The sequence below is a fragment of the Sulfurisphaera tokodaii str. 7 genome (assembly GCF_000011205.1).
Lineage (GTDB): Archaea > Thermoproteota > Thermoprotei_A > Sulfolobales > Sulfolobaceae > Sulfurisphaera > Sulfurisphaera tokodaii.
This window is the reverse complement of the sequence record NC_003106.2, coordinates 743,829-770,567: the sequence shown is the minus strand read 5'-3', so window position 1 is coordinate 770,567 and position 26,739 is coordinate 743,829. Positions and strand designations below refer to the sequence as shown.

At 32.1% G+C, this 26,739-nt stretch carries 27 protein-coding genes and 1 pseudogene; 13 read left to right on the top strand and 15 right to left on the bottom strand.

Annotated elements, in window-relative coordinates; all coding sequences use genetic code 11:
- Positions 1-234: 234 nt before the first annotated feature.
- The 6 genes from STK_RS04390 to STK_RS04360 form a co-directional block, all read right to left on the bottom strand.
- A complete protein-coding gene (locus tag STK_RS04390; protein WP_010978784.1) occupies positions 235-1,836 on the bottom strand; it encodes a hypothetical protein in 1,602 nt (533 codons plus the stop codon).
- Positions 1,837-2,003: 167 nt separating this feature from the next.
- Positions 2,004-2,417: a hypothetical protein gene (locus tag STK_RS04385; protein ID WP_052846411.1), complete on the bottom strand. Its 414-nt coding sequence runs from the start codon at positions 2,415-2,417 to the stop codon at positions 2,004-2,006.
- A 513-nt stretch (positions 2,418-2,930) separates the two neighbouring features.
- Positions 2,931-3,356, bottom strand: coding sequence for a hypothetical protein (locus STK_RS04380; RefSeq protein ID WP_052846410.1), 426 nt, complete (start codon positions 3,354-3,356; stop codon positions 2,931-2,933).
- 530 nt (positions 3,357-3,886) lie between these two features.
- Complete coding sequence (gene hepT / locus STK_RS04370; RefSeq protein ID WP_010978781.1) at positions 3,887-4,303, bottom strand: type VII toxin-antitoxin system HepT family RNase toxin; 417 nt, start codon at positions 4,301-4,303, stop codon at positions 3,887-3,889.
- Positions 4,291-4,695, bottom strand: a complete 405-nt coding sequence (locus STK_RS04365) for a nucleotidyltransferase domain-containing protein (RefSeq protein WP_010978780.1) — start codon at positions 4,693-4,695, stop codon at positions 4,291-4,293. The genes hepT and STK_RS04365 overlap by 13 nt, the downstream gene beginning before the upstream one ends.
- 305 nt (positions 4,696-5,000) lie before the next feature.
- The gene (locus STK_RS04360) at positions 5,001-6,008 is read right to left on the bottom strand and encodes a hypothetical protein (protein ID WP_010978779.1); all 1,008 of its coding nucleotides are present in this window, start codon (positions 6,006-6,008) and stop codon (positions 5,001-5,003) included.
- Between the two features lie 117 nt (positions 6,009-6,125).
- On the opposite strand from STK_RS04360, the gene acs reads away from it, so the two are divergent.
- Positions 6,126-8,105, top strand: a complete 1,980-nt coding sequence (gene acs, locus STK_RS04355; protein ID WP_010978778.1) for an acetate--CoA ligase — start codon at positions 6,126-6,128, stop codon at positions 8,103-8,105.
- 182 nt (positions 8,106-8,287) lie between these two features.
- Here the strand turns inward: acs and STK_RS04350 are convergent, their stop codons facing one another.
- Together STK_RS04350 and STK_RS04345 are read right to left on the bottom strand one after the other, a co-directional pair.
- Entirely contained in the window at positions 8,288-8,683 is a 396-nt protein-coding gene (locus tag STK_RS04350) for a type II toxin-antitoxin system VapC family toxin (protein ID WP_010978777.1), read from the bottom strand.
- Positions 8,673-8,924: a hypothetical protein gene (locus tag STK_RS04345; RefSeq protein ID WP_052846408.1), complete on the bottom strand. Its 252-nt coding sequence runs from the start codon at positions 8,922-8,924 to the stop codon at positions 8,673-8,675. The genes STK_RS04350 and STK_RS04345 overlap by 11 nt, the downstream gene beginning before the upstream one ends.
- Before the next feature lie 518 nt (positions 8,925-9,442).
- Between STK_RS04345 and STK_RS15925 the strand changes: the two are divergent.
- A pseudogene (locus tag STK_RS15925) lies at positions 9,443-9,706 on the top strand (hypothetical protein); the annotation flags it as partial.
- 72 nt (positions 9,707-9,778) lie between these two features.
- Here STK_RS15925 and STK_RS04335 read toward each other — a convergent pair.
- A complete protein-coding gene (locus STK_RS04335) occupies positions 9,779-10,894 on the bottom strand; it encodes an MFS transporter (RefSeq protein WP_010978775.1) in 1,116 nt (371 codons plus the stop codon).
- A gap of 30 nt (positions 10,895-10,924) precedes the next feature.
- Here STK_RS04335 and STK_RS04330 point away from each other — a divergent pair, with 30 nt between their 5' ends.
- From STK_RS04330 to STK_RS04300, 7 genes are read left to right on the top strand one after another with little or no spacing between them, the layout of a single operon-like run.
- Entirely contained in the window at positions 10,925-12,676 is a 1,752-nt protein-coding gene (locus tag STK_RS04330) for a S9 family peptidase (RefSeq protein ID WP_010978774.1), read from the top strand.
- Between the two features lie 35 nt (positions 12,677-12,711).
- On the top strand, positions 12,712-14,817 hold the full coding sequence (locus tag STK_RS04325) for a serine/threonine-protein kinase (protein ID WP_010978773.1): 2,106 nt from the start codon (positions 12,712-12,714) through the stop codon (positions 14,815-14,817).
- Positions 14,792-15,265: a PaREP1 family protein gene (locus STK_RS04320; RefSeq protein ID WP_198429739.1), complete on the top strand. Its 474-nt coding sequence runs from the start codon at positions 14,792-14,794 to the stop codon at positions 15,263-15,265. Before STK_RS04325 ends, STK_RS04320 begins: the two co-directional genes overlap by 26 nt.
- Complete coding sequence (locus STK_RS04315) at positions 15,262-15,930, top strand: DUF72 domain-containing protein (RefSeq protein ID WP_010978771.1); 669 nt, start codon at positions 15,262-15,264, stop codon at positions 15,928-15,930. Before STK_RS04320 ends, STK_RS04315 begins: the two co-directional genes overlap by 4 nt.
- A 27-nt stretch (positions 15,931-15,957) precedes the next feature.
- Entirely contained in the window at positions 15,958-16,482 is a 525-nt protein-coding gene (locus tag STK_RS04310) for a class I SAM-dependent methyltransferase (protein WP_010978770.1), read from the top strand.
- Positions 16,475-16,870: a hypothetical protein gene (locus tag STK_RS04305; protein WP_010978769.1), complete on the top strand. Its 396-nt coding sequence runs from the start codon at positions 16,475-16,477 to the stop codon at positions 16,868-16,870. The genes STK_RS04310 and STK_RS04305 overlap by 8 nt, the downstream gene beginning before the upstream one ends.
- Positions 16,867-18,021, top strand: a complete 1,155-nt coding sequence (locus tag STK_RS04300; protein WP_010978768.1) for a family 1 glycosylhydrolase — start codon at positions 16,867-16,869, stop codon at positions 18,019-18,021. The genes STK_RS04305 and STK_RS04300 overlap by 4 nt, the downstream gene beginning before the upstream one ends.
- On the opposite strand, the gene STK_RS04295 is transcribed toward STK_RS04300, so the two are convergent.
- Complete coding sequence (locus tag STK_RS04295; RefSeq protein ID WP_052846407.1) at positions 18,004-18,348, bottom strand: helix-turn-helix transcriptional regulator; 345 nt, start codon at positions 18,346-18,348, stop codon at positions 18,004-18,006. The two genes, STK_RS04300 and STK_RS04295, sit on opposite strands and share 18 nt — an antisense overlap.
- Positions 18,349-18,522: 174 nt before the next feature.
- On the opposite strand from STK_RS04295, the gene STK_RS04290 reads away from it, so the two are divergent.
- Entirely contained in the window at positions 18,523-19,305 is a 783-nt protein-coding gene (locus STK_RS04290; protein WP_010978766.1) for a DODA-type extradiol aromatic ring-opening family dioxygenase, read from the top strand.
- Here STK_RS04290 and STK_RS04285 read toward each other — a convergent pair.
- Complete coding sequence (locus STK_RS04285; protein WP_010978765.1) at positions 19,282-20,046, bottom strand: CBS domain-containing protein; 765 nt, start codon at positions 20,044-20,046, stop codon at positions 19,282-19,284. The genes STK_RS04290 and STK_RS04285 overlap by 24 nt on opposite strands.
- Before the next feature lie 165 nt (positions 20,047-20,211).
- Between STK_RS04285 and STK_RS04280 the strand changes: the two genes are divergently transcribed.
- Together STK_RS04280 and STK_RS04275 are read left to right on the top strand one after the other, a co-directional pair.
- Positions 20,212-20,985 carry an AAA family ATPase gene (locus STK_RS04280; RefSeq protein ID WP_010978764.1) on the top strand — a complete coding sequence of 258 codons (774 nt, stop codon included), beginning with the start codon at positions 20,212-20,214 and terminating at the stop codon, positions 20,983-20,985.
- A 24-nt stretch (positions 20,986-21,009) separates the two neighbouring features.
- On the top strand, positions 21,010-21,531 hold the full coding sequence (locus STK_RS04275) for a hypothetical protein (protein WP_010978763.1): 522 nt from the start codon (positions 21,010-21,012) through the stop codon (positions 21,529-21,531).
- On the opposite strand, the gene STK_RS04270 is transcribed toward STK_RS04275, so the two are convergent.
- Complete coding sequence (locus tag STK_RS04270) at positions 21,502-21,834, bottom strand: hypothetical protein (RefSeq protein ID WP_010978762.1); 333 nt, start codon at positions 21,832-21,834, stop codon at positions 21,502-21,504. The two genes, STK_RS04275 and STK_RS04270, sit on opposite strands and share 30 nt — an antisense overlap.
- A gap of 91 nt (positions 21,835-21,925) precedes the next feature.
- On the opposite strand from STK_RS04270, the gene STK_RS04265 reads away from it, so the two are divergent.
- A complete protein-coding gene (locus STK_RS04265) occupies positions 21,926-22,255 on the top strand; it encodes a DUF4364 family protein (RefSeq protein WP_010978761.1) in 330 nt (109 codons plus the stop codon).
- Here STK_RS04265 and STK_RS04260 read toward each other — a convergent pair.
- Genes STK_RS04260 through STK_RS04250 form a run of 3 tightly spaced genes read right to left on the bottom strand, consistent with a single transcriptional unit; the run spans position 22,245 to position 26,738 of the window.
- Positions 22,245-23,231, bottom strand: coding sequence for a DNA double-strand break repair nuclease NurA (locus tag STK_RS04260; RefSeq protein WP_010978760.1), 987 nt, complete (start codon positions 23,229-23,231; stop codon positions 22,245-22,247). The genes STK_RS04265 and STK_RS04260 overlap by 11 nt on opposite strands.
- Positions 23,228-23,854, bottom strand: coding sequence for a hypothetical protein (locus STK_RS04255; protein WP_198429738.1), 627 nt, complete (start codon positions 23,852-23,854; stop codon positions 23,228-23,230). The genes STK_RS04260 and STK_RS04255 overlap by 4 nt, the downstream gene beginning before the upstream one ends.
- A 1-nt stretch (position 23,855) precedes the next feature.
- Positions 23,856-26,738, bottom strand: coding sequence for a hypothetical protein (locus tag STK_RS04250; RefSeq protein ID WP_010978758.1), 2,883 nt, complete (start codon positions 26,736-26,738; stop codon positions 23,856-23,858).
- Position 26,739 lies beyond the last annotated feature (1 nt).

The window sequence follows — 26,739 nt, the reverse complement described above, 5'->3', positions numbered from 1 at the left end:
AAACATCTATAAACTTAGATTATAAGGAAAAACTCTTTTTAGAAAAAATCTATTGATTAAAAATGTTAATACTAAGAATTTACTTTTTAAACATAGAGAATACACATATTCATTTTATAGTTTATAATAAACTTTAGGGTTAATTAGAGAAAGAACATCGCTACATAAACTACACGTAAAAAATTAGATTATAACAAGAAATACTATCATAAATGTTAGTATCTTAACAGTTTTCTATCCCGTATAATAATCTGAATAATTCAGCATGAAACCATCTAAAGGTGCACCTAATTCTGTAGTGTAATTTGAAAAGCTAATATATAGCTGACCACTACCAGTATATGGTAAATGTATTTTTACGTGTGTATTACTAAAATAACTTTCTACTAATGTGTAACTACCAAAGAGAATGTAATTTACAATATCCACTATTGTAGTTAATCCTAGATCAGCAAGTACCCCTACATCTGGGATTAGGGCAGTAAGTAGAAGATCTACTCCATCAAATGCAATAGAAGCAACTTTGTTATTAGTTATATAATTAGCTAAATAATGTCCTTTGAACCAAATTATTTTTGGAGTTTCTGAAAAGATTGAAACATTACCAGATACATATATAGTACTCTCATTCCATGTAGCATAACCATACTTGATGAAATTGAGTGACATGTTCATATAAGGAATGAGGTTATAATAATATGTTACCGTACCATTACCTATGGGTAACAACACGTGTTCTTTACCGTTTGATGAGTTAAGATTATTATAGACTATACACGTAAAACCATTACTGGTTTCGATAGCTTTTCCAATTTTATTTTGAACCGATAAAATTTCGAAGACTGTTTTATATACTGGAGAACCTCTTAGTGGTTCTTGAACCAGATATGTAATTACTGCAATTGTAGCATTATAATACGTGTAGAGAGTTGGATTATCCAGTTTAGAAAGATTATAAATGTTTCCCACTATTCCACTACTCCAGCATATGTCTGCGGAATAAGAAGGACCTAAACAATATGGAGGTGAGGTAGATATTGCGTACCAACTAACCTCGCCAACGAGACAAGTAGTAAGATATATATATGTATAATTATCGTATTTATTCACATTGTTACTTATAGTTACCCAATTTAATGGAACTGAAAAGTTATAGAAATACGTAACGTTAATAGCTTCATATCCTATACAAGGTTTAATTCCACATTCATAAAGTAATTCTGACGTAGCATTTACTATATATTTATAACTTTTCCCTCCACTGCAATAAGGACAATAAGTATATGACGATTTTCTCTTTAATATCTTTTCTCTTATTTTCTCTATTTGTTGCTCGCTTTTCGTTAAGTTCATTTTTATTACTTTTGGTATTATGTCTATTTTGGTGACTATACTAATTGGCTCGTTATTCAAAACCCATGACGGACTATATGGTATTTCCATAGGAGTTACGAATGTCTTATTTCCTTTTGAGTATGTTACAAAAACCAGTAATGACGAATTGACATTATCCCAATTTTCCCAAGGTTTAACGTATCTCACTAGTGATTTAAACGGTATTTTTAAAGAATAACCTACATACTTCTCTGAAAACACCACTTTATTAGGTTGGTTAACAAGGACTATAATTGTCGCATTTACCGGGCTTCCATTAAGATAAGGTTTAATTACAAATGAGGGGTCTAAAGAATCTCGAAAATATTCTATTATACCATTACGTGTCCTTAGTAAACCTATTAGAGTTGGTTCAAATAGATCTAGTAGTGATAAGCTAATAGTAAATATAATAACTATTAGTATAAGTATAGCTAATATTCTTTTTATAGATTCGTTCATAATCTTTCATCAAAATAAAAAAGTAATTTTTGAGCATATAAATTTAGCTTCTTTTTTAAGTGTAAATATAACGTTAATATTCTATGTTTTTAGTTTGAATTCATCTATTTTATTTTTTAATTAAAAAACATACTATTACTCTTCAAACGTTTAATGTGCAAAATTAGTTAAAAGTCGTTTCGCATTTTAAATATTTCTATTCCAGAAGCTATTATACTAGGTATTATGAATACTGAGTAAAATGGAATTGCAAAGATTACCAATGGTAAGTAAATTGAAGATACCCCCCACAGAATTTTACTCATAATTGATGTAGCGCTTGAAATTACTGAAATAAACAGCCCGGAACCTATAAGTGCTAAAATAAAGGAAGCAAAAGGGAAGAAAAAAGATAAAATGAGCATAACTATGTATGCTATTACTAAGCCTATAACAGAACTCTTACTAGATAAGAAATAGAAAATTAAGAAAAGTATAGGAATTCCTAAGATTTGAATACCTAGGAAAATTTCATGCATTGATGGAGTGTAGAATAGGAAGGAAGGAGTAGGAATGTTATTCACAGTTAAAAAAATGCTCATATTATAAAATAAATAAATTAGGAAGAAAAACATGACATAAATTACATAGAAATATGCTAACTTCTTCATCTAACATCCCTAGCGCGAGTAGCTTAATACAAGACCCTTTAGTTATTATGCACTTCCAAATATTTATGTTTTATTCTTTATTCTAGTAAAATTCAAATATAGAAAGATTAGACTTTCATTGTATGATTACTAGTTACTTAGCCTCACTAGGAGCAAAAATGTACATAAACGCGAAGTAGAGAAATATATAGTCTTTTTCAAGTTATAAACGCAATAAGATCAGTTTTAACTTAAGATATTAAATATATGCAAGTTAATCAGACACTATACCTTGTATTGATCAATATTCTTTTCCCTCAGTATTTAGAGTGTGGACATTTATTATACACTACTCTTTAAGTGAAATCTGGGATTCTATAAGAAGAGAACTTATTAGCGTTTAGCAAACGTTATAGGTTTATGAAAATTTTTACTAATTGGACTAGTGTTTGGGCCGGCATCCAATCATAAAGCATAAAAGCGTAGTAAAGACAAAAAGTAGAATAATAGTGTAAAGGCAAACACTACAATACTTTGAATGTCTAGATTATAAATTTTCGGTTTATATTTCGATATAAAATAGACTGAGGCAAGAATGTAACTTGCTATCATGAGTAAATAAGTTAAACCAGCTATGAGTGTTGGTAATTGAGATATTGAAACTATTGAAATATTAGCAATCATAATATAAGGTATTAATGAAAGGAAATAGACATTGTATTTAATTATTAGCTGATGTGTAAATAATATATCCGTAAATATATCCGTAATAATTATAATTATGAAAATTGGAAACTTCATTAGAATAATAAAGCTGATATCAGTTATAAAATATACAACTACTAATAACAAACCATATCTTCTAAATATTTTCTCATAATACTTGTCCATCATCAATCACCAGAAAGCATACTATGGTGGTGAGTAGGGAGGCGATGGTGGAATTATTGAAGAGTGCGGTTGCTCAAATAAGAAATAACTATAGTTATAGTAATGCAAATATAATCCTATTCTTGACTTGCTCCACAACCTGGAAGTGCGAGAGTTCCCTTCCAAGGGGTTCATCGTTCCCACCATCGGTTCGGGGTTATATCTCTCATTTGGTGGGCGGTTGGGTAGGTCAGAGACTCCCCCCATTTGGAGTAAGGGAATCCTTCATCAGTTTCTTCCGGATCCCGTGAAAGAGAGATAATAGTTGCTTCTCCCACACTCCCATTAAGCCCCCAATCGAGCTGGGGGAAGAGCATCATTAACATCACTAAAAAGTGTCTCAACAAAAGAGTATATAAATATAAGGGTGCTATCCATTTCCCTTGGCTGGCTTTCACCCCCTTAATCCCCGATTTTGTAAATCTACGAATGATTAGATATAATTATTACGAAATAATTATCTAAAACTCTGATGATTATGTATGTCAATATTAAGGATCCCAATAATCCCTAGTCCTCTGTTTAATCTCTAACACCAGTCTAAATAACTTACGATACTCTCTATTTCTCAATATCTCATCTACAGTCCCAAGATTAACTTCACTATACTCATGGACTATGATATTTGTAAACCCAACTACTGCATTTAAGAATTTTTCTTCTTCATCATTGATTATTCCTTTTTCCCTTAATTTTCTCACAGAATCCTTATATCCCTCTGCACTCATTCCCATATTCGATAAAAGCCTTTGTAAGATATCAAGGACTATTTGAGCTTGTATTTGTAAACCGTGTAAAATTGCCATCTGATCTCTCCAGTAGTTTAAATCGTATCCCTTCTCTACAACTTCGTCAAGTTTAGCAGTAACATCTTCAAGGTTTTTAAATAATCTATCTAGGACTGCCATTTCCTCATCAAAGCCCTTGCTGCATTCTCTACCAAGTCTAATTTTCTGGCGTCAATTAAGAAGTCCTCACATATTGCAGCTCTTCTATGAACTCGCCACCAGTCCTCCATGTAAAGTATTATACTATTACTAAATACTTCATGAATTAAGTAACAATCTGTTCTCTCATTTATAACCGTTAAATCCACTTTCTCAGTATTTAAATAATCAGTTAAATCGATCCACAATCTGGTATAGTCCTCTAACTTCATTTTCTTCTTGAATTCTACAGCAATGTCGATATCATTTCCCTCTCCCTTCTTAGCAAGAGAACCAAATAGGACAGCAAAGTACAAATCGTAACCTGACCAATTAAACGCCTTTAGCTTATCTAACACATCAGTTAATTTCATACTTTAAAATATCTATGGGATTTTTTAAGCATAGGTTCAAACTTCTATATAGTCTAGAAATACTAAACATTTAATGTCATAATAACTTGAGAAGTATTAAAAGTAAAGTATATGAAATATTTAGAATTAGAATACTTAAAAGAAGGAATAAGTTACGTCATGGATATACATTTGCATAAACTGGCTGTTTCTTCTTAACTTTAAATTTAGAATGAACATAATATACTTAAGGAGTACTCATCAGCTTTTTGATTTAACACCTTTATGACGAATAAAACTCAGTTTACTTAAAGGATAAATATATTTTAAAGTTTATTTAATACAAGAAATATAAGACCTAAAAGAACTGAAATAATCGAGGAAATAAGAATAGAGGTTTTAATGGAAAATTCAAGGTAACTGAAAAGATAACCCGTAAACCAACCTATTTGCTGAAATGAGTTAATTATTCCAAACGCTTCTGGGCTTTTCTCTTTACTCTCTTCTAAAGCACTTGGAATGATAGCTTCCCAAAGTCCGAAAAAGAGTGTAAACATTGGATTAAAGTAAATAAGGTAAATTAGAGAGAAAAGAATAAGATAGATAGAGAGAAAGAATCTCTTTGTAAACTTAGAATATAAAAAAGTAAAGAATGCGCCCATAACCTCAGCTAATGTTGCTATAACACCGATATTCTCATAACTCATCGAATAATTCTGTTTAAGGATTAAGTAAACAAACGGAAAAGCTAGTGCAATAGGTAAAATAACCACGATAGGAATTAATAGTTTTACATCAAAGACTAGAGAGTCTTGCATAATTTGAATCTCTTTAAGTCTTAATAGAGGAAGGGCAGTGAAAGCCATAAGGATACCACCTATAAGGAAAACAGCCCTTAGTCCAAGAACCGAGGCTATTACTCCACCTATAGAGGGAGTAAAAAGAGAAGGTATAATGGAAATTGCCCATATTTTCGAAATGGTTCCCTTACCTAAGTTATTCATGTAGGAGTAATAACTGGGTAAAGATATGAAGAACGTTGAAGCAATTACGTAAGATATAATCAGAGAGGGTAAGGATGTTGAAAAGGAGAACAGAACTAGTCCTAACCCAGAAAGTATACCACCTAACATCATTGTTTTTACGAGACCGATTTTTCTAGCTAACTTACTCCCGATAAGTGGCATGGGAATTGCAAATAGAGTAGAAATTAAATAGAGGATTGTGACGTCTTTCACAAATTTTACAGCAAATAGTGAAACAAAGGGATAATAAAGGTAATATGAAAGTCCCCAAATAAACCAGCTGCTTGCCAGCTTAGTTTCACTATTCATGCATGAAAAATTTTTTCTTTCCTTTTAAGATTATTTTTATTTTTTTCTATTTATAATAACCTTAATAGTTAGGGTAAAAGATTTTTATGCTTGTTTAAATTACTTATACTGATAGATATGACTGAAAAACTCTCAGAACAATTACAACAATTGGGTGAACAAAACTTAGAGGAGAAAGCAGACTATAATATGAGATACTATAAGTATTTATACAAAAAGAGTATTGAAGAGCCTGATAAATTCTGGGGCGAATTAGCAGAAGAATTAATTACTTGGTACGAGCCATGGAAACAAGCTTTTGTCCAAGAAGAAGGTTTACTTACAAAGTGGTTTGTTGGTGGAAAACTTAATGCTTCCTATAACGCTGTAGATAGACATTTAAATTCTCATAGAAAATATAAGGCTGCAATATTTTGGGAGAGTGAAAAAGGAGAAAAGAAGGTAGTTACATATCAAGACCTATTTTATGAGGTTAATAAATGGGCTAACGCATTAAGGGAACTCGGAGTAAAGAAGGGCGATAGAGTAACAATTTACATGCCTTTAACACCAGAAGGAGTAATAGCTAAGCTAGCTGTTGCAAGATTAGGTGCAATACACTCAGTTGTATTTGCAGGATTTGGTGCACAAGCATTAGCTGATAGAATTGCAGATGCTGGAGCAAAAGTTGTAATTACTGCAGATGCATACTATAGGAGAGGAAAACTCGTGGAATTAAAGAAAACTGTAGATGAGGCATTAAACATTCTCGGTGATAAAAGCCCGGTACAAAAAGTTTTAGTTTATAAGAGAACTGGTACTGAAATACCCTTCAAAGAGGGTAGAGATGTTTACTTTGATGAAGTAGGAAAGTATAAGTACATTGAACCAGTACCAGTTGAAGCTACAGAACCATTATTCATTCTATACACTTCCGGAACTACAGGCAAGCCTAAGGGAATAGTTCACAGTACTGGAGGTTATTTAGTAGGAACAGCAGTTATGTTATTATGGAGTTATGGTTTAAGCCAAGAAAATGATGTGTTATTTAATACTTCAGATATCGGATGGATTGTTGGGCACTCTTACATTACTTATTCACCGTTAGTAATGGGTAGAAGTATCGTAATCTATGAGAGTGCCCCAGATTATCCTTACCCAGATAAATGGGCTGAAATGATAGAGAAATATAGGGCAACAACATTTGGTACTTCAGCTACGGCAATAAGAACATTAATGAAATACGGAGAAGATTATGTAAAGCAACATGATCTATCATCATTAAGGATAATTGTAACTAATGGCGAACCATTAAATTATGCTCCATGGAAGTGGGGATTAGAAGTAGTTGGAGGAGGAAAAGTATTTATGTCTCATCAGTGGTGGCAAACTGAAACTGGAGGTCCTAATATTGGTTACATCCCCGGTGTAGTTTACTTACCAATGAAGTCTGGACCAGCTGTAGGTTTCGCTTTGCCCGGTAATAAGGTTACTGTAGTTAATGAGGAAGGCAAAGAAACTAAGCCTAGAGAGAGGGGTTATTTAGTTATGCTACCTCCATTCCCACCAATGATGATGATAGGTATGTGGAATGACCCAGATAACGAGAGGTTAAAGAAAACATACTTCAGTAAATTCCCAGGGATTTACTATCCAGGAGATTATGCAATGATTGATGAAGATGGTTACATATGGGTAATGGGTAGAGCTGATGAAACAATTAAAGTTGCTGCTCATAGAATTGGTGCTGGAGAGGTTGAATCAATAGTAACATCTCATCCAGCAGTAGCTGAAGCTGCAGCTGTAGGAATTCCAGATCCTGTTAAAGGGGAAGCTGTTCATCTATTTGTAGTACTAAAAGTTGGCTATAAACCCTCACCTCAGCTAGCTAGAGAGATACAAGAGCATGTAAGGAAATATATGGGAGCAATAGTAACTCCAGAGGTACATTTTGTAGATAAATTACCTAAGACTAGATCTGGTAAAATTATGAGAAGAGTAATTAAAGCAGTTATGATGGGGCAAAGTGCTGGTGATATAACCACTCTTGAAGACGAGGCATCAATGGATGAGATTAAGAAAGCAGTAGAAGAGTTTAAGAAATCATTAAGCCAATGATTTTCTAAGATCCTTTATTTTCCTTATGTTTCTCGGAATTTACGACTTGATAGTAAATAATAGTGCTTTTATACTAGTTTAATTATCTAGCCTACCATTTGGAATTTTATCTCTGCTTAATTTCTTTTGTAATTGATAAAATTAGTTTTGATTATTACTACATCTTTAGTAGAAAAGCACTTCTAAATTAGTTCATCTGTGAAAATTACATTGAGCTCATTTTTAAATGGCTCAATTTCTTTTTCTCTCTTAAACATTGCTGGTATTCCTAGAATTTTAGCGGTAGCAATACTGCTTGCATCAGCTAAAGATATCGGATACTTACATTTTAATCTGTATATTTCTCCCCTTACGTTAGTAAAAGGAAATACATTAAAATAACCACTTGATTTTAGAAATATTTCTACTTCTTCAGCTTTTTCTACGTTATTCTTTCTGCATATTATATATTTAATTTCCTCTAGATTCAATTCGTTTATAACTATCTCATCTAAGTTTTCTTCAATGAATTTCTCTATTTTCTTTCCTTCATTGCTACCCAAAAGGATATCTATAACGACTCCCGAATCAAATACCATACTTCTCTTTCTCGTACTCAAGTTCTTTTTTCCTCTCTTTCCTTAAGTCTTCATATGATATATTGGGTACTAAGCCAACCATTCTCCTTAAAATTTCAGGATTTTTCCTCCTATATAACGAAAGTAAGTATTCTATGACGTCGTTAAAATCCACTTTTTCACCCCTTTCTATTTGAAGCTCTCCCATTATCTTCAACAACTCTCTTTTAACCTCTTTTGATACCCTAATAGTTTCAGACATCACATTATCACTTTGTAACAAAATATATAATCTTTACTTCTCTGTTTTGTCTTTTTTAGAGAGTATTGTTATTCAGAGTTCAGCTTTCATTGTAACTAGTAGTTCGTGACTACTAGTTACTTAGCCTTATCACTCCTTCTTCCCTCCCCGTGCCTAGAGGTACTACTAACTCTGATGAGCATGAGATGATTATGATAGTGAGGGGTTTTGATAGGCATAGGGCTTCGGCTTATTTGGTAGCTTTAAGGGGATTAGAAGTTGATTAAAAATAATTAAAAGTTACGTAAATATATTACAGACTTAAGCTTATTATTTCACATAATGCTTTGCGGATTGTTTGAATTTTTATCAAAACTAATGCTAGGTTTTACTTTTAAATTAACACTCGATTTTGAATTTAACAAACATTGATGAAGTTAATATCGGAGAAAATTGAAGTACTTGACAAAACGCGGGGCAAGCCTCGCCTTTTAAGGCGGGGTAAAGTTTTTAATCTTAGCTTAAAACTATTAATAAAGTGCGGGGAAGCCCACAAAGGTGGGCATACTGAAGATATGTGTCCCCGCACAGAACTACATATCCCCGAGTCCCCAAGAGCCAAGAGCAGAGGGCAACTCTTGGTGAGGGATAGGGGTAATGGGCTGAAGACCCAGCCCGTGGTCTACCGCTGGACGAACGGAGCGGGGTGGGTGTGTATAACACCCACTAGCTATGAAGTTGTGAGGATGAAGGTGGTAAACCACAAACCTATGAACCGCCCTAAGGGAACCCTCGCCCTTTAGGGCGGGGAAGAGGTCAGAAAGTATGATTTACCGATGCGTTAATTCTTCCCAAGAAGCAATGATCATCTATTCTCATCCTCTAAGTAGGACTGTAAAAACTATTAGGAATGCTATAATACCCATTATTCCAGCAAAAATATAAGAATATGAGTAACTGTACTGATAAAGGAATCCCATTATAGTATTCCCTATCAAGACTCCAATACTTCTTCCAAAGGATAAGGCGCCCATTGCTGTACCAGTTTCGCCTCTAGACAGCTTAGATATTATTGTTGGTTCAAAGGTTTCTGTGGATGCTACTGCAATTCCCATAATTACAGATAATGGATATATTGATATAACTCCTAAAGGAGAGAGAAAAGCAAATCCAAATGAGGTAAGCCCAGCTAATAAATATCCTAAGAATGCTAATCCTTTAACTTCTTCAAGCTTTATTTTTCCAAATACGTATCCGAATATCGAAGATGATGCAAGGAATACTCCATACGTTAGTGTCGCGAGGTAAAACCTTCTTGTAAATTCTTCTGTTGTGATTATCGGAAATCCAAAACTATACTGAGTAAAAGCAAAGAACATTGTAGAAATTACAATAGTTAAAGCAACTTTACCAGGCTTTTTCGGAATACCTTTTCCGCCAGCTTTAACAAACACTAAAAATAACGTAGAAATTATTAGGGGAATTGAGGTAAAAATCAGAATCTCTGTAGCTTTAACTCCGAAATATAATGCAATAGTTAAGTAAGCAACAGCCAATGTAGCTCCAGCAATATCTAAAGCATGTAGAATACCATAAGCCTCCTTTCTTTCACTCTCTTCTGTAACTTCAGAAAGCATAGCCCTTCTAGCTGGAGTTCTAAAATTCCTAAACCACCAACCAAACATAAATAAAAATAAAGCTTCTATGTAATTCACTGCTAGACCCGTAAAAGAGAGAATGACAATTAGCGCGTTTCCAATTACTGCTATCATTTTCCTTCCGTATTTATCAGCCAAATAACCTCCAAGAATCGACATTAGACTTCCACCACCATAATTCAAGGCTTCAGCAATACCGTATAGGAAAATTGGGGCGTGAAAGTAGAAGACGAAAATTATAGGAAAAGATGCTACAGCGGCTTGATATCCTAAATCTGCAAAGAAAGCTGAAAATGAAATTTTTAATACTTCACTTCTCCTTTTAATAGTCATATTTAAAAAAACGAAAAACTATATAAAAGCATGACGCCGGAAGAGGCATATTCGATAAGGTTAATATCAGATGTTAAATTGAACGAGATTGGTTTATTTCACGTAGAAACGTGGATTGAGAATGAGAAATACAAATCAGCTATCTACTTAAATAAACAAAGAATAACGTTCAGCGGGAATGAATCTTCGCCTTCTTATCATGACGGCTTTCTATATTATGTAAAGGGGAGTAGAAGAGAAGCTAAGTTAATAAGACAGAGACCTTATGGAGAATTGGAAGAAATACTCTCTTTAGGTAAAATTCACAAGTACGTCTTCCATAAGGATGGAATTTTAATTATTGGAGAAGAGAAAGTAAAACCCAGTACGTATTTCGTGAGTGATAAGCTTAAGTACAGATTTGATGGTAAAGGTTTATTCTGGACTAGACAATCCCTCTTCCTTTACAACAAAGAATTGAGAAAAATTATTTCTGGAAATTTTGATGTCACTGATATTGCAACAAACGGTAATAGGGTTATTATTTCAGCAACAAGAGAGAATGATGATTACGGCTTAGCTGACATTTATGAAGTTGATATTAATACTGGAGAGCTAACGCGGATTACACAAGGAGAAGGTAATATTACTGCAATAGCTATGAATAAAGACGGAAAGATAGCTTATTTGGGTCATAGAAAGGGGAAAAGTCCTTGGGCGGTCAGAGAAATAATTTTCCCAGAAGAAGGGAAAAGTTTCCTATGCGGAAATACATGTGGTAATACAGTTTTAAGTGATCTATTCGACGGTGTTAAAGAGAAAATTGTGTATGAAGGTGATCAAGTAATAACATTAGGCCAAGTAGGTGGAGAAAGTCACATTTACTCTGTCTCCGATAAGGTTACCAAACTAACAGAAGGAAAATTGGCTGTTAGAGGCTTTGACTTCAAGGATGGTAAATTGGCTTATTTTTATTCAACACCAGAAAAGCCCGTAATTCTATTCTACAACGGTGAGGTATATGATCCTAATCCAAATGTAAAGGGATTATCGCCTATTGAAGTAAAGGGTGAGATTGAGGGTTGGGCATTAGTTACAAATCCCTCTAATCCAACAATTCTCTTTATTCATGGAGGTCCTCATATGGCTTATGGTTATGCATATTTCATAGAATTCCAGTTCTTTGCCAGTAATGGTTACAATGTAATTTATGCTAACCCCAGTGGTAGTCAAGGATATGGAGAAGAGTTTGCTAAGGCTTGTGTTGGTGATTGGGGCGGAAGGGATATGAAAGAACTGATAAACTTTGTTAATGAGGTTAAAAAGAAGTTCAATTTGACTGGTAAATTTGGCGTTACTGGAGGTTCGTATGGTGGTTATATGACTAACTGGATAATTACTCAAACTGATATTTTCTCGGCAGCAATTAGTGAAAGAAGTATATCAAATCTAGTAAGTATGTGCGGTACTAGTGATATAGGTTTTTGGTTTAACGCAATTGAAGCGGGTATTGATGACCCATGGAGTAAAGATGGAATAGAGAAATTAATGAGGATGTCACCCGTCTATTATGTAAAAAATGTAAAGACTCCTACGATGCTAATCCACGGTGAGGTTGATTATAGATGTCCTATTGAGCAAGCTGAACAGTTCTTTATTGCACTAAAAATGAATAATGTTCCTACTGAGCTTGTCAGATATCAAGGTGATGGTCATGAACACGCTAGAAAAGGGAATCCAAAGAATATGATAGATAGGTTAAAGAGAAAATTGGAGTGGTTTGATAAATATCTGAAGTCTTGATAAGCTTTAAATAAAAATTCAAATTTATTTTATATGTGGATTACTATAAGCTTAACAGATTATTATCCTTAGGCAATTTAGCTGTAGTATCATATTTCATACTAGAAAACGGGATAGAAGCTTCATTTCTTCCCTTATTATCTTTTGCAGTAAGTACTTCTATTTCTTCTTCTCCGTTTATTCTGGGTTTATCACTAATTGTAGGTAGTGCATTATTACCATTATTCTTTTTAAAAGAGATAAGTATACAACTCTTAGTTTTCGCTTTAGTAATAACTTTACTTTCTATATTCTCAATTAAATTTGATTATCTAAAATTTGTTCCATTCCCACTTTCCTTAATTTTCTATTTTTTTCTCCATCCTATTTCATCCTACTTTTTCTCATTTATAGTCTTAGGTTCTATTTTACTTATAATTAAAAAGAAGATAGTCCCTAGTTTAATCTTCACTGTTGCAATACCTTTCTTCTTAGTTCAAATCTTTTTCTTATACTCAATTTCTCTAACAAAAGTAGGTGTTTCATTATTCGCATTAAATGAAATGGCAAGTATGTCAAAATTTATGCTCCCAGCTGATATTATCGTTATATTGGTTTCTTACTTAAAGAGAGAGTCTTTATACAGCATAATAACCACGTTAGTAATTGTAGTATCTCTTGGTATTTCGGTTCTCTTTCTATATGTTAATCCACCTTTTTCATTGATGTACTCCTCCTCATCAGCAATTGTGTCTTCATCCTTATTATCAGATAGTGAGATAGAAAAGTCTATTTTAGAGAATTTAAACGATGAAAAAAAGATAAAGAACTTATTATTTTTATATAGGGGAGATATAACTTCATTTTGTCAAAAACTAGTATATAAAGGAAATTGCGAAGCTCTTGTTAAAATCTCAGAAATTATACCGTATAAAATTAATTATTCCCTTTGTGATTTACATAAGATTGCTGATTGTTATGAGAAGCTTAAAAAAGTACCTTCAAGAGATATAATATCATTTCTTAGCATAGTAAAGGAGAAAGATATTGAATTAGCTGAAAGGATTGGAAGATTAGCACTAAGTATTTCCCCGTCACCTAAGCTGATGAAATTAATGGAGGAAATAGAAGTTCTCAGGATGGAATCACTAAAATATAATTGGGATCCAAAAGTTTGGGTTAATAGGATAATTCATGGTTACAGAATTATTGATTATCTGGGTAAAGGAGGTTCCGCATACGTTCTTATTGGTGAGAAGGATAATAAAAAGTATGCTATAAAAATTCCCATATTAATACCTTTGTCCAACGTAGTAGAGAGCTACTACGATTTTATAAACGAATATTCACAGCTTAGAGAGCTCTCACTGAGTTCTGATAGTATTGTAAGATTTGTTGATGCTATCATTGATGTTTCTGCAATAAAAAGAATTAAAGATGGAGATGTTTTAGCTTATTTAAATGAACCACCAATTTTGGTCATGGAATTTATGGAAGGGAAGAGTGTAAAAGAGCTTATACAGAACGATAACGTATACTACTCCGATGAATGGGAGAAAATTGTTTTATTAATAGCTTTAGAAGTAGTGAAATCGTTAGAAGATATTCACAAGGCCGGGTTTGTTCATTTAGACATTAAGCCTTCAAATATATTATTCTCCTCTTTACCTGGTAAAACGGGAAAAGAAGTCCTAGATAATCTGACACAGAAAAAAGTAAAAATAAAAATTAGTGATTTAGGATCAGCTAGAAAAATAGGTGAAAAATTCTCTCAATATACACCAGAATATTGTTCAGTTGATCAAGTAGAGGCAATAGTTGAAGGAAAAGGAGCAGATCCATCGATGGATATCTATTCTTTGGGAGCCACTATATATAAAATGTTAACAAGAAAGGATTTTAATCCACCGGAATTGATTAGGTTGTTTAATGAAGCATCTATAATTTATTCAAATGGTGGAGATCCTAAACCCATATTGCAGAAGGCAAAAGAAGTATATAAGGAGTACTATATGAAGCTTGAAATTCCGGATGTAGATCAACGGTTTAAAGATTTAGTTAAAGAGCTTGTAAATCCAGAGAAGAGACCCACAGCTAGTGAAGTATATAATAAACTTAAAGAGATATTAAATAATGATGAAAGAAATAGTAATCCCAGATAAACTTTATGAATACTTAGAAAATCAAGGAATTACTAGAAGGCTTACTCCCTCCGATATTGTAGTAGAGCTTATTCTCAATAATATGGATATAAAAGAGAGAATTAATTACATGGCTAAGATATCTGAAGAGTACTTAATGGTTGGTGATGAATTAAAAAATAAAGGGGATTTGGTTGATGCTGGAGAAATGTATTGGAGAGGATTATCATACTTAATGAAGGCAGTAGCATTGAGACTAGGATTTGATATACAAAATTACCAAGATTATTTTTCTCTTGTTGATTATCTAGCATTTAAATATAATGATGGGGAAGTAGTTATAATGTTTACTAATGCAGAGAGATTACATGGAGAATTTCACCCAAGACCTCAAGGTGAAAAAGAGTTTGAGTATAGGGAAGAACAATTAAAAAGACTTATAAAGAAACTTAGAGAGATCTTAAAATGATCTTCGTAGGTACTTCTGGTTGGATGTATGACTGGAATGAAGGTGGAAACTTAGAGTGGTATGTAAAATACTCTGGTTTAAATGCAGTTGAACTCAATATGAGTTTTTATCGTTTTCCATTCGAAAATCAGATTAAAGGATGGAGTAAGTACAAAATAGTTTGGAGTATAAAAGTAAATAGATACATAACGCATGTGAAAAGACTAAAAGATATTGAAAGCTGGGAAAAGTTTAGGAAACTTATGGATAAAATTTCTCCTCGTTTTTACTTATTCCAAATGCCCCCAACCTTTAAGTATAATGAAGAGAACTTAAAGAGGGTGTTAGAGTTTGAAAAGATTGTTGGAGAGAAGATGGCAATAGAATTTAGAGACACGAAGTGGTATGAAAACTTACCTAGTCTAACAAAAGCTACTATAGTTTCTATAGATTCTCCAATAGGAACTTATATAGTAAACAACTCTGGTGTAGTGTATTTAAGGCTTCATGGTAGGGAAGAATGGTATATTTATGAGTATTCAGAGAAAGAGCTTGTGGAGTTGTCGAATAGAATAATAAGTTTAAAACCTAAGGAAATTTATGTCTTCTTTAATAATGATCATTGGATGCTTGAAAATGCAAGATTAATGAAAAAGATTTTGGAAGAAAAGATAAACAGTCTATGATATAACTCTCTGAGTAAAAGTATATACATGCATGGTCACGGATTCACGGATGATTTTAGAAAGAGCTTTGAAAATCCAGAAACATTTTTGAATTCCATATTAAAGGGTGGAGAAGTAATTGCTGAACTTGGTTGCGGTACCGGTTTTTACTGTAAATATCTTAAGGATTATGCATCTAAACTTTATTGTGTAGATGCTTTTTGCCCAGCACTAGAAGAAGCTAAAAAGAGAGCACCATCAGCAATATTTTTATGTGAAAATGCTTCAAAAACTTCGATACCCTCTAACAGCGTAGACGTGGTTTTGTTCGCAAATTCCTTCCATGATATGGAGAATAAGGTTGAAGTAGTTAATGAGGTAAAAAGAATATTGAAAAAAGGTGGAAGGGTAATAGTAATCGATTGGGAGAAAAAGAGAACTTCCTTTGGTCCCCCAGAACGGGTAAGGATGAGTGAAGAGGAATATATAGAATATTTTAAGGATTTTAAGCTTGTAAATAAGTTTAAACCTAGTGAATATCAATATGGTTTGGTGTTTATAAAAAATGATTAGATTTACTATATGTAAAGATGTTGAAGATGAAGATAAGATATGGGAAATTATTAGAGATCCGTATAAGATCCCTAACTATTGGAAAGGAACAAGAGAATTGAATATAAGGGAAGTTAGTAAGAATATTTATGAAGGAGAAGTAAGATTCGCTTTTCCAGCAAAAGGAAAAGTTAGGATCGAAGTTAATGATAATTCAAGAAGAATGACAATAAGTTACTTATCTGGTCCAGTGAAAGGAAAGCATGAAATCGAAATAAAAGATAAGAAAATATGCTCTAGTTGGAATGTAGAACTTTCCTTAATATTTAGATTTAGAGAAAAATGGACTGAAGAACATTTTAAGAGCGGTACTATTCATGCTTTAGAGAGGATAGTGAGTGAAAAATGAAATTAGGTTTCTCGATTTCAGCATTCCAGTACGAGGAACTGAATGAGAATTCAGATTGGTATTTGTGGTTAACAGATGAGATTAACATAACAAGTAAGCGAGTAATAGGAGAATTACCAGGTAAGAATTTCTATCTCTCTAAGTTTTCTCAAATTCACGATATAGCTTCTAGGCTTAACGCATCATTCTGGAGACTGAACTTAAGTTGGGGAAGGATATTTAAGGAAAGAGATAAAATCTCTGTAGAAGCTGTAACTGGATATAGAAAATTACTCAAAGACTTGAAAGATAGAGGATTTAAGGTTATATTATGTCTTAATCATTTCGATCTTCCTAAGTGGGTTCACGATCCAATTATTGCTAGAGATTCTCTCTTAACTGAAGGACCTTTAGGTTGGTATTCAGAAGATACGATTAATCACTTTATATCTTTTTCGTCTTTTGTGAAAGATAATTTTTCCGAATACGTAGATCTTTGGTGTACCTTTAACGAACCTAATATAATGATACTTTTTGGTTATTTATCTGGGATTTTCCCACCTGGGATAACGAGCAGAAGAGCATATGAAAAAGCCTTGAAAAATGTCTTAACTGCACATCGAGAGGTTTATAACCTATTTCACGGAGAGAAAGTAGGAATCATTTTCAATTTTCCGTATATTCAGGGTAACGAGAAAGCTAAAGAAGAGCTTTTCACAACTTTGAAAGGCATAAGCTTTGATTGGATTGGTGTCAATTATTATACAAGAATAGTTGTTAATGAGAAAGGACAACCAGTTGACGGTTATGGTATGTTTTGTAAACCGAATTCTTTTTCATTAGATAATAATCCTTGTTCCGATTACGGCTGGGAAGTTTACCCAGAGGGGCTAAAGCATGTCTTACAAGGCGTGAAAAAATTCGATAAACCAATTATAGTAACTGAGAATGGTATTGCTGATTCCAAAGATTTCCTTAGACCAAGTTTCTTAATATCGCATGTGGAAGCTATAAAGGAAAGTAAAGTTAATGTTGAAGCCTATCTATACTGGAGTTTAATTGATAATTTTGAATGGAATTTCGGCTATCAAATGAAGTTCGGGATTTACACACTCGACTTGAAGGCAAGACCTAGCGCTTATATCTTCAAAGAATTAACTTCTTTTGTCTGATAATTCTTTATCCATATCTTCTATAATTGTAATTATAACTGGTGACAAATATCTGAGAATTTCTACGTGCTTTATCAAAAAAATGACTCCTTTATCATTTAATTTATAGGCTTTCTTCTTTCCTTCTTCACATTTGTCAATTATACCATATCTTTCCATTCTTTGTAAAGTACCATAAATTAGGCTCCGTGGTACTGGTTTCTTTAATAATTTCTCTATATCAGCTTTAATTTCATTAGCATAGGCTTTTTTTCCTCTTTTATAAATAATATAGGCTATAAAAACCGGAATTAGCCCTCTAAGTATAATCATCTTTTCTCCTTTCATCACTAGTAAATTGAAATCAGAGATTTTTATAATTTTACGTTAATAAATACTCTTAACACTTTTTTAAAAATTTAATAAATAAAAAAATTAATTTTTTTATTTTTTTGTAAAGATTGACTTGAAATAGAAGCTGAAATCTTATGGTAAATTTCCTACCGGAAACTTAATTTATAAATGGAAGAAAATGTAGAATATAACCTAATGAAAGGAATATTTGTATCTCACGGCTCTCCAATGATCCTGGTAGAGAACGACCCTTGGAAAGACTTACTTAGAGAGTGGGGGAAGAGACTTGGAAAATTCGATAGTGTAATAATAATTAGCCCACACTTCTTCAGCTGGTCCGGAACTTTCCTAGTAGAGACTCAGCCAAAACTTGAGTGTATTCAAGATTATTATGGTTTTCCAGATGAGTTATATAAATTCTGTTATTCAGCTGATAATGATGTCGATTTAGCAAATAAAATTGTAGAGGAGGGACAAAAAGAAGGATTACCAATAAAGCAAGATAATAAATGGGGATTAGATCATGGAGCATGGATTCCGTTAATGTATATGTATCCAGAAGGTGTAAAAGCCGTTACAATTTCAATAACTGACTTATCAGCAGAAATTCACTATAAACTTGGAGAAGTCATCGGGAGAGTTGTAGGAGACAGAAATGTATTAATTATAGGTACTGGGTCTCCCACTCATAGGCTTGAATTAATGTATTTAAATGCAAAACCTAGACAGACTAAATTTGATCAAATATTAATTCAGAAATTAAAAGATGGTGATTTCACTTCACTCTTTAAATTAGAAGGAACAAAAGAATGGGAAATAGCTTCACCAGAGGGAATGCTTAGACCTCTATTTGTAGTATTAGGGGCAGTTAAACCAAAAAAAGCTGAAATTATAGGTTACGAAGTGCCTTATGGTGGTGTAAGTATGTTAGCTGTTGAGTTCTACAGTTAATAATGAGTACATTAAATCCCTCTCAGTTACAATACCAACTAATTTAGAATTATCAACAACGGGTAAAGTACCTATCTTTTTCTCTTTCATAATTTTAGCTGCGTCAATTATACTTGTATATCTATTAATTGTCCAAGGATTTTTTGTTCCTGCGTCTAGTACATTACCTATATTTCTATGTTTTTCAAGATACTTTACAATGTCTGCAGCAGTTATTATTCCAACCATTCTATACTCGTTTACTATTGGTAATCTTCTAATACCCCTCATGGCCATAATTTTAGCTGCTTCTAAAATCGTAGAATTTTGTGGAATAGTTTCTATCTTGGTACTCATTATTGAGTCTACTATACCAGAGAACTTAAGATTAGCTATTACATTTATTACTTCTCTTTCTGTAAACAATCCCCTAATCACTTGATTCTCCACTACTGGTAATCCACCTATATTATTATTTATCATGATTTTAATAGCATCAATTACTGGAGTATCTGGTGTCACACTTATTAAGTCCTCTGACATTAGATCCTTTGCTTTTAAGCTAAATAGATCCAAACTGTATTCAGAAAAAGCCGCAATAATACTTCTAGTAGTAATTATACTAATAGGTTTTTCATTATCAAGCACTATGACTCTTCCACTACTTTCTCTAGATAATACACTTAATATCTCTTCCATTGTAGAATTTAAGGATACAGTCACAACAGCTGTATTCATATAATCTGAGACTTTTCCTCTCATATATATAATATTGACTACGAAAAGAAAAGCTTTTTGATTTTCCGTTTGTTCTATTTTATTTCTAAATATAGAATTAACTTCTTATTAATGAATGCACTAACGAGATATAACGATTAACTAGCGAGATAAAAGATATAAATAATAATATACTCATATGTGTAACCAATGAGAATTGCTTTTCATGCGTATAAAGGTGGCGTTGGAAAGTCAACGTTGTCTTTAATGTTAGCTAAGGCTTTAGCAGAAAAGGGAAAGAAAGTACTTTTTATTGATAGAGATATGATGAATTGGACCTCACAATTAGCCAAAATCGATGAAGATGGTTTACTGGTTCAAATAGCTTTTGAAAAGGAACCCAAAAATTTTTACAAAGAAATTAAAATTAAAGATGGAAGCTTAAAGATTGTGAAGATGTTTTCTAGTGGTATTAACTTTTATAAAGCTTTTACAGAATTCACAAAAATTCAAGAATTTTATAATTTTTACGAGAATTTTTTAAGAAGAGAAAACTTTGATTATATGGTTTTAGATAATCCAGTATTTCTAACATGGGATACTAATCCTATAAAATACGAGACCATGGCTTTTAAACAAGTTTTTCCTGATGAGAAAGCGTATGTTGTACTTATTTCAGATATTTTACCGTTTTCTATAAAGGATTCTATAATTTATCTAAGAAGAATTAGTGCTGAAGCACCCCTAGACTGGAAACCGTTAGCTGGAATAATAAATATGGCTATAGAGGAAAAAGAAAGATATATTGAAAGTACAAAAAAGCTTATGAAAGAGTTAGGTTTTCCTAAAGGAGTTATAGTAAAATTTTATGATTCAGTTTTTCAATTTCATGGTGAAATAGAAGATTTGCCTATAGTTCCAGAGATAAGGACGTTAGCAGAAAGGATTATCAATAATGATATGAAAGAGGAGATAATACTTTAAAAACTTCCTATCAAAGAATTCGTTATGGAATGTGAAAAAGACGTATTGGAAATTCTTGACATATTATTTAACAGCGGATTAATACGTGGAAGAAAAGTCTTTGAAGATGATATTAAGCACTTAATATCGCATAAAAAAGATAGTAAATGCAGTGAGAATGAAATACTTGAATTAACTAGAAGATATTTAAGAGTACTGGGGATAAGTGTTATTAAAGGAAGTTACTTTAAAGAGAAACCTATAAAGGTATTTGACGACGGTAGTTACGTTGTAGAGACTATATATGGGGTTGAATATGATATATTAAATGATGATAGTCTGATAGGTAGAATTATATTTTATGAGGACAGGACAGTTTTAGATTTTGAAAGAGAGAAAAAGGAATATAAGATTAATAAAGCTACAGCTATAAGAGCGTTAAAGGAATATCTGAATAAATACTCTTATTTGAATGATTTTATTACAAACTACATGAAGTTTATGGAAGATAATAATGATGATAAAATACTTCAATGGTTAAAGAATTTCTTGTCTACCAAGTCTTAGATAAATCTGTTCAAAAAGATTAATTATTCTCTCTAAGAATTCATTTTCTAATTTGATCTCCTTAACGACAGGTAATTTTATTACAACTTTATTCTTATAAAAATAAACATAACCAGTAAATCCGTCAACTCTAGTATCGGTTGGTCTAAATAACCAAACTTTGAATCTATATACTTTTCTTTCATTATCTTCGGCTATTTTCACTATATAAAAATCATTTACAACGTTGTTATTATCAGAGAAATATTCTTCTAACAATAATTCAACGAATTTGTGATCAATCCTTCTTAAATCATAGAGCATATTGTTTTGAATTTTTTTAAGAAACTAAGAGTTAGCTGTAACTATTTTTACCACGTAACATTTAAATATTTTAAGGAATAGAAATATTATAATGAGCAAAAGACTAAAGAGAACTTCTCTCGAGATAATATACTCAATTTTAGGTGCATGTAATAATAATTCCACTAAAACAAGAATTATGTATAATGCTGGTGTTAATCTTCTCGAATTAACTAAATACTTAGAACTACTTGAAAAAGAGGGCTATATAAAGAAAATTCAAAGTGAGAAAAGAGTAACATACTCGTTAACAGAAAAAGGAAGAGATGCGTTAGAAAGATTAGAAAAATATATAAAAATACTGAAGGAATTGGAAGAAGCTAAGAAGGATGTGATCGATCTAATAAAGATTGTTAAAAAGAAAAAAGAAGTTAAAACTTAGATAAATACGAAAAGAAATCATCATTCCCTCTGAGCATTCGAAATAGTGAAACATAACTATTAGCCTCTTCACTCCTTACCTTAGCAAGGCTATCTGCAATTTTATTTAATATTGTAACCTCTTTTTCTCCTTCAATACCCCATATCTTTATGAAGTCTAATCCACTTGGTAACAAAGTATCTATCCTTACCACTGGAGAAGTTGGACTTAATTGGAAATAAGATGAATAGATTTTCAGACCTATTTTTAAATACGCCCTACTCAACCCTTCAAGATCTTTAAATATATTACTTTTTTTCTTAAATATTTCATCCCAATTAATCCATCCAAGTGCAACTGCTTGTTTACTCTTTAAGCTTTTCCTTAATTCTGAGAAAAGTATGGTTACTAGATAGCTTTCTCTAATATTTGAAAAATCGTAACCCATATCGTTCAAGTAGTTTATCAAAAGTCTATGACTGAACCTTTTCACTATTCCTATTGGTTCTTTCCTTTTAATCACATTACTTCTAACTAGAAAATATTCCTCCAATTCCTCATCATATACTGGTGGATCAATTAAAGGTCCATCAATGAAGATTTTATCACAATTAGCTTGACTGAGTAAATTGGTCTCCAATGTAAGCATAAGAATTATAGACCGTTTCTTAACTTCATCCTCTCCATAATAATCACTAACTATCTTAAAATCTCTAACTATAGTCGGAGGTATCTCCTTAGTTTCCCCATATTTTCCTATTACAGATACTGCTTTTGCAATAATAAGATATGAATCACCTAAATCCACTTCAAGTTTACCACCATCTATTGCACAAGCTATATGTTCCCCTACAGTTCCTTTAACTTCTTCAAATGTTAAATCAATTTTTCCTCTTCTAATTTCTTCAGAAAGAAGTAAAATATCAGCTTTTAATTTATTCGCTTTTTCTCTCTCATCAATTGCTAACTTTTTTATTTTATCTATTACATCACTCATTTTGAAAACCTTAACGACAATATAAGGCCTTTATTTACTAGAAATCTGATTAATTCTATTACTTCATTGAGGTTTTCTTGGTCTATTTCTATCTCATTATTCTCTATAAGTTTTACTAATAATTCTAAGTTACTCCCTACCCTAGATTTTAATATGTCGTTTAATCTTTCTATTTCACTTTCTCCTTTCTTTATCTCACTGTCCAGGTCCTCAAGTTTGTCTGAAAGAATATAAACATCAATATTTTCGTTAAATATATTTTTAAAGATTTTTTTGTAGACTAATATTTTCTCATTGATTTCTCTTATTCTCCTTTTTTGTTCTTCAATTTTAATTCTTCTTTCTTCTTCAATCTTTTTATAGCAATTATTAACTTTTTGATATATTAGGTTTACCATATTAGATATATAATCTGGATCATTGGATTGCAATACCGACTTTTTATCCTCATTAATCTCTTCACTACATAAAATCATTTTTGTTTTTACCTCTCTTAATTTTTCTATTGAATCTCTAAGTTCGCTCAACTGATTTAGTGTTCTCCTTATTTCTTCTTCTAGCTTTTCTTTATTCATTTCCCTTCTCTTTTTATTAACTAATTCTACTAGCTCAATCACATTCATATTATTCACCTAACTCATTCTTGATTTGCTGAATTAGCTTCAGAGTTTCCTTTCTTTTTTCCTCTAACTGGACTTGCAACTTCACGATCTCTGGACTTACTTTTTCAATTTCATTAATTTCACTCTCAAGTTTTGCAAAATAATTATTTATTCCAGATAATGGAAAGAGCGGTAAAAATATTTCCTTCAATTTCTGTGTAAAAGGTAATGTAGCACCATCCATCATAATTTTCACAGCCTCCCATACTAACAAATTTAGATTATTAGAATCGTTACCACTAATTTTCTTTATTGCATCTATAAAATTCATTAACTCTTCTGGGTTCTCATCATTTACTATGCTTATTATTTGCTCTCTTATTTTTGTAACTATATCGGGTAAACTGAGTAGTAATTTCTCTTCTTCAATTTCTTTTACGTTTACCAGACTCTTAGCTCTCTTTAATAGTTCCAGTTTTTTATTTATATCGACCTTTATTTTTACGATATTTTCTTCTGCATATGATATTTCCTCAAGGAATCTATTCAGTTGTTTATATAGAGTTTGAATCACTATTAAAAATCTTAAGAAATTTCTGTCATCACTTTTCTTTGCCAAGTTTATATACATCTTAATTGTATTTATCATTTCGTTAATATCCCTAATTCCAGCCTCTCTCTTCTTAGCTGTAATAAAGTAGGAGTTCGATACGCTTATCTTATCTAGCTTCTCCTCTATATCGGCAAGAGAAACCAAATTTCTAATTTTAACATAATTAGCTATTTCTCCAGTAGCTATAGATGAATAAATTAAAAATTCCAATACACTATTCCTCTTTACACCGTATATTTTCTGTAATATATTCAACAACTCACTCTTTTCTTCATTTTGAATATATTTTACTATTTCTCCTTCTAATTTATCTTTCAAAATTTGTCTTAGTAAGCCTACAGTGACCTTAGTAAATTCTTTTACTCTTTTACCAGCTAAGTTAGAAAAATCTATTATTTCCTCATTTACGTTTATTATGTCATTTTCAGCGAAATAATGTACAACATCACTGACAAAAGTTTCAGCTGTTTCTATATCCTCTAAATGGAACTGCTTGGCACCAAATATCCTAAACTTTTTGTTTACAATATCATCAACCTTTACAAATACTTCAGAAGCTTTTGCAGGATAAACTTCTGGAGCATAAATAATCCAATTAAATGATTGTACAGGTCTTTTATTTCCTTTCGTTAGCGGTAAACTAGGTAATGTTAATTCTTTATCTATAGAAGAAATAAATCTGTTAACTAAATCTATTAAGTCACCCAACTTTAGGTTTACAATTTCTTTTCTTAGCCTTACTCCTTTCTCATTTAATAGCTCGTAAAAGTTAATATACAATAACTGTCTTTTAACTGGCGTACTTAAGGGTAAATGAAGTACTTTGATTGAAAGTTCGTCATAATAACCATCCAGCGAGTTCTCGTCAGAGAGTATAATTATTCCATGTATAAGTAAATCTGGCAAAGCCCTTTCTGGCTTATTAGTTACTAACACGTTAAATTTCTTGAAAGAGAGCAGAGTTGTATGAGGATTAATCTTCTTTTCTTCGAATTCAAGTCCCATACCGTGCCTTAAGAACGAAATAAACGATTCAACTTCTTTCTCTTCATCTAGTAGTTTCTCATTCACAAACTTTATTGCCTTTTCCTTCAGTTCCCTACTTTCAAATTCAACAATCAATCCTCCTACATTAGTGTTTACTAGAGTTTCGAATAAACTCCACGATAATGCATAAGCTCTCTTCTTACTTCGTACTTTCAATTTTCTTACTATTTCCTCCAAATTGCCTCTATTCACATTCTCATAAATTACCTTATCTATACTATCTGAGAGGAAGACATAAAGGTTCTTGTCTAATGAGTCCTTCTCATTTATATAAACTAGTAGAAAATCTTCAATAATATCTCCATCTTTTACAACTTCAGCCCACGAATAATAGTCAACTAAATAGCCTTCCACTACGTAATCTTTTAACACCTCAATGGGTTTACCCGTAAATATTCTACTCATAAGAATTTTATGAAACTCCTCTACTTCATTTTTATCCAGATTTTTCTCAAATTTAATAACTTCATTAATCCTAATCGTTTCTCCTTCTTCATTTAAATTCTGATTATCAACAAGAAGCTTAAACATCATATCTACTGGGCTTTTACTTTCCCCAGCCTTACATACCACGTCGTTAAAGAATCTTGCAAATTTTCTTCTTTCCTGCCCTATTGTCCAATAGGGTAAATCCATGTATTCAAGCAAATCCTTATTAAGCTTATTAAATTCTAACAAACAATCCATAACAGCTAAAAATTCCAGCTTAGATGGTGGCATTAAATGTATTCTTTTCACTCTTTGTTCTATAGCCTCATAGGTTTCGGGAAATAAATCCCTTAAAACTTCACCAAATATCTTCGAATAGGCACTTGGGGTCATTGATAAATAAACTACAATGTTTTTGTTAGAATTAGCTAGCTCTTTTATCTTTATCCAAAAGTCCTTAATCTTATCTCTATATTCTGATAAAAGTTCTATGCTAGTTTCTACTTCGTCAATCAAAACTACTTCGTTTTGACTAAAATCGATGTTCCCCTTTAGGATATCGACGAAATTCAACTTTTCTATATGCTTAACTTCTTCTAAAATGCTAAGTAATGTTGTTTTACCTTGTCCCCAGTCAGCTACCAATGCAATAATCTCTGGTGACTCTCTAACACTTCTAAGCCTTTGGATTTCTTCGCCAATTTGTTTAAAGAATTTAAGTTTATTTACTATCTCAGTCTTATTCATAACGCATTCATAAAGCTTATAAATACTTTCTGATGAAGCCGATGTTTCACTTAATCTAAACTCACACATC

Coding starts and splice junctions, on each gene's coding strand:
- STK_RS04310 (WP_010978770.1), top strand. CDS start 15,958: ATGCATGGTCACGGATTCACGGATGATTTTAGAAAGAGCTTTGAAAAT.
- STK_RS04300 (WP_010978768.1), top strand. CDS start 16,867: ATGAAATTAGGTTTCTCGATTTCAGCATTCCAGTACGAGGAACTGAAT.
- STK_RS04350 (WP_010978777.1), bottom strand. CDS start 8,683: ATGGTATTTGATTCGGGAGTCGTTATAGATATCCTTTTGGGTAGCAAT.
- acs (WP_010978778.1), top strand. CDS start 6,126: ATGACTGAAAAACTCTCAGAACAATTACAACAATTGGGTGAACAAAAC.
- STK_RS04260 (WP_010978760.1), bottom strand. CDS start 23,231: ATGAGTGATGTAATAGATAAAATAAAAAAGTTAGCAATTGATGAGAGA.
- STK_RS04250 (WP_010978758.1), bottom strand. CDS start 26,738: ATGTGTGAGTTTAGATTAAGTGAAACATCGGCTTCATCAGAAAGTATT.
- STK_RS04280 (WP_010978764.1), top strand. CDS start 20,212: ATGAGAATTGCTTTTCATGCGTATAAAGGTGGCGTTGGAAAGTCAACG.
- STK_RS04265 (WP_010978761.1), top strand. CDS start 21,926: ATGAGCAAAAGACTAAAGAGAACTTCTCTCGAGATAATATACTCAATT.
- STK_RS04345 (WP_052846408.1), bottom strand. CDS start 8,924: ATGTCTGAAACTATTAGGGTATCAAAAGAGGTTAAAAGAGAGTTGTTG.
- STK_RS04285 (WP_010978765.1), bottom strand. CDS start 20,046: ATGAGAGGAAAAGTCTCAGATTATATGAATACAGCTGTTGTGACTGTA.
- STK_RS04270 (WP_010978762.1), bottom strand. CDS start 21,834: ATGCTCTATGATTTAAGAAGGATTGATCACAAATTCGTTGAATTATTG.
- STK_RS04380 (WP_052846410.1), bottom strand. CDS start 3,356: ATGGACAAGTATTATGAGAAAATATTTAGAAGATATGGTTTGTTATTA.
- STK_RS04290 (WP_010978766.1), top strand. CDS start 18,523: ATGGAAGAAAATGTAGAATATAACCTAATGAAAGGAATATTTGTATCT.
- STK_RS04365 (WP_010978780.1), bottom strand. CDS start 4,695: ATGAAATTAACTGATGTGTTAGATAAGCTAAAGGCGTTTAATTGGTCA.
- STK_RS04295 (WP_052846407.1), bottom strand. CDS start 18,348: ATGAAAGGAGAAAAGATGATTATACTTAGAGGGCTAATTCCGGTTTTT.
- STK_RS04335 (WP_010978775.1), bottom strand. CDS start 10,894: ATGACTATTAAAAGGAGAAGTGAAGTATTAAAAATTTCATTTTCAGCT.
- STK_RS04255 (WP_198429738.1), bottom strand. CDS start 23,854: ATGAATGTGATTGAGCTAGTAGAATTAGTTAATAAAAAGAGAAGGGAA.
- STK_RS04390 (WP_010978784.1), bottom strand. CDS start 1,836: ATGAACGAATCTATAAAAAGAATATTAGCTATACTTATACTAATAGTT.
- STK_RS04275 (WP_010978763.1), top strand. CDS start 21,010: ATGGAATGTGAAAAAGACGTATTGGAAATTCTTGACATATTATTTAAC.
- STK_RS04330 (WP_010978774.1), top strand. CDS start 10,925: ATGACGCCGGAAGAGGCATATTCGATAAGGTTAATATCAGATGTTAAA.
- STK_RS04320 (WP_198429739.1), top strand. CDS start 14,792: ATGAAAGAAATAGTAATCCCAGATAAACTTTATGAATACTTAGAAAAT.
- STK_RS04315 (WP_010978771.1), top strand. CDS start 15,262: ATGATCTTCGTAGGTACTTCTGGTTGGATGTATGACTGGAATGAAGGT.
- STK_RS04360 (WP_010978779.1), bottom strand. CDS start 6,008: ATGAATAGTGAAACTAAGCTGGCAAGCAGCTGGTTTATTTGGGGACTT.
- hepT (WP_010978781.1), bottom strand. CDS start 4,303: ATGGCAGTCCTAGATAGATTATTTAAAAACCTTGAAGATGTTACTGCT.
- STK_RS04305 (WP_010978769.1), top strand. CDS start 16,475: ATGATTAGATTTACTATATGTAAAGATGTTGAAGATGAAGATAAGATA.
- STK_RS04385 (WP_052846411.1), bottom strand. CDS start 2,417: ATGAGCATTTTTTTAACTGTGAATAACATTCCTACTCCTTCCTTCCTA.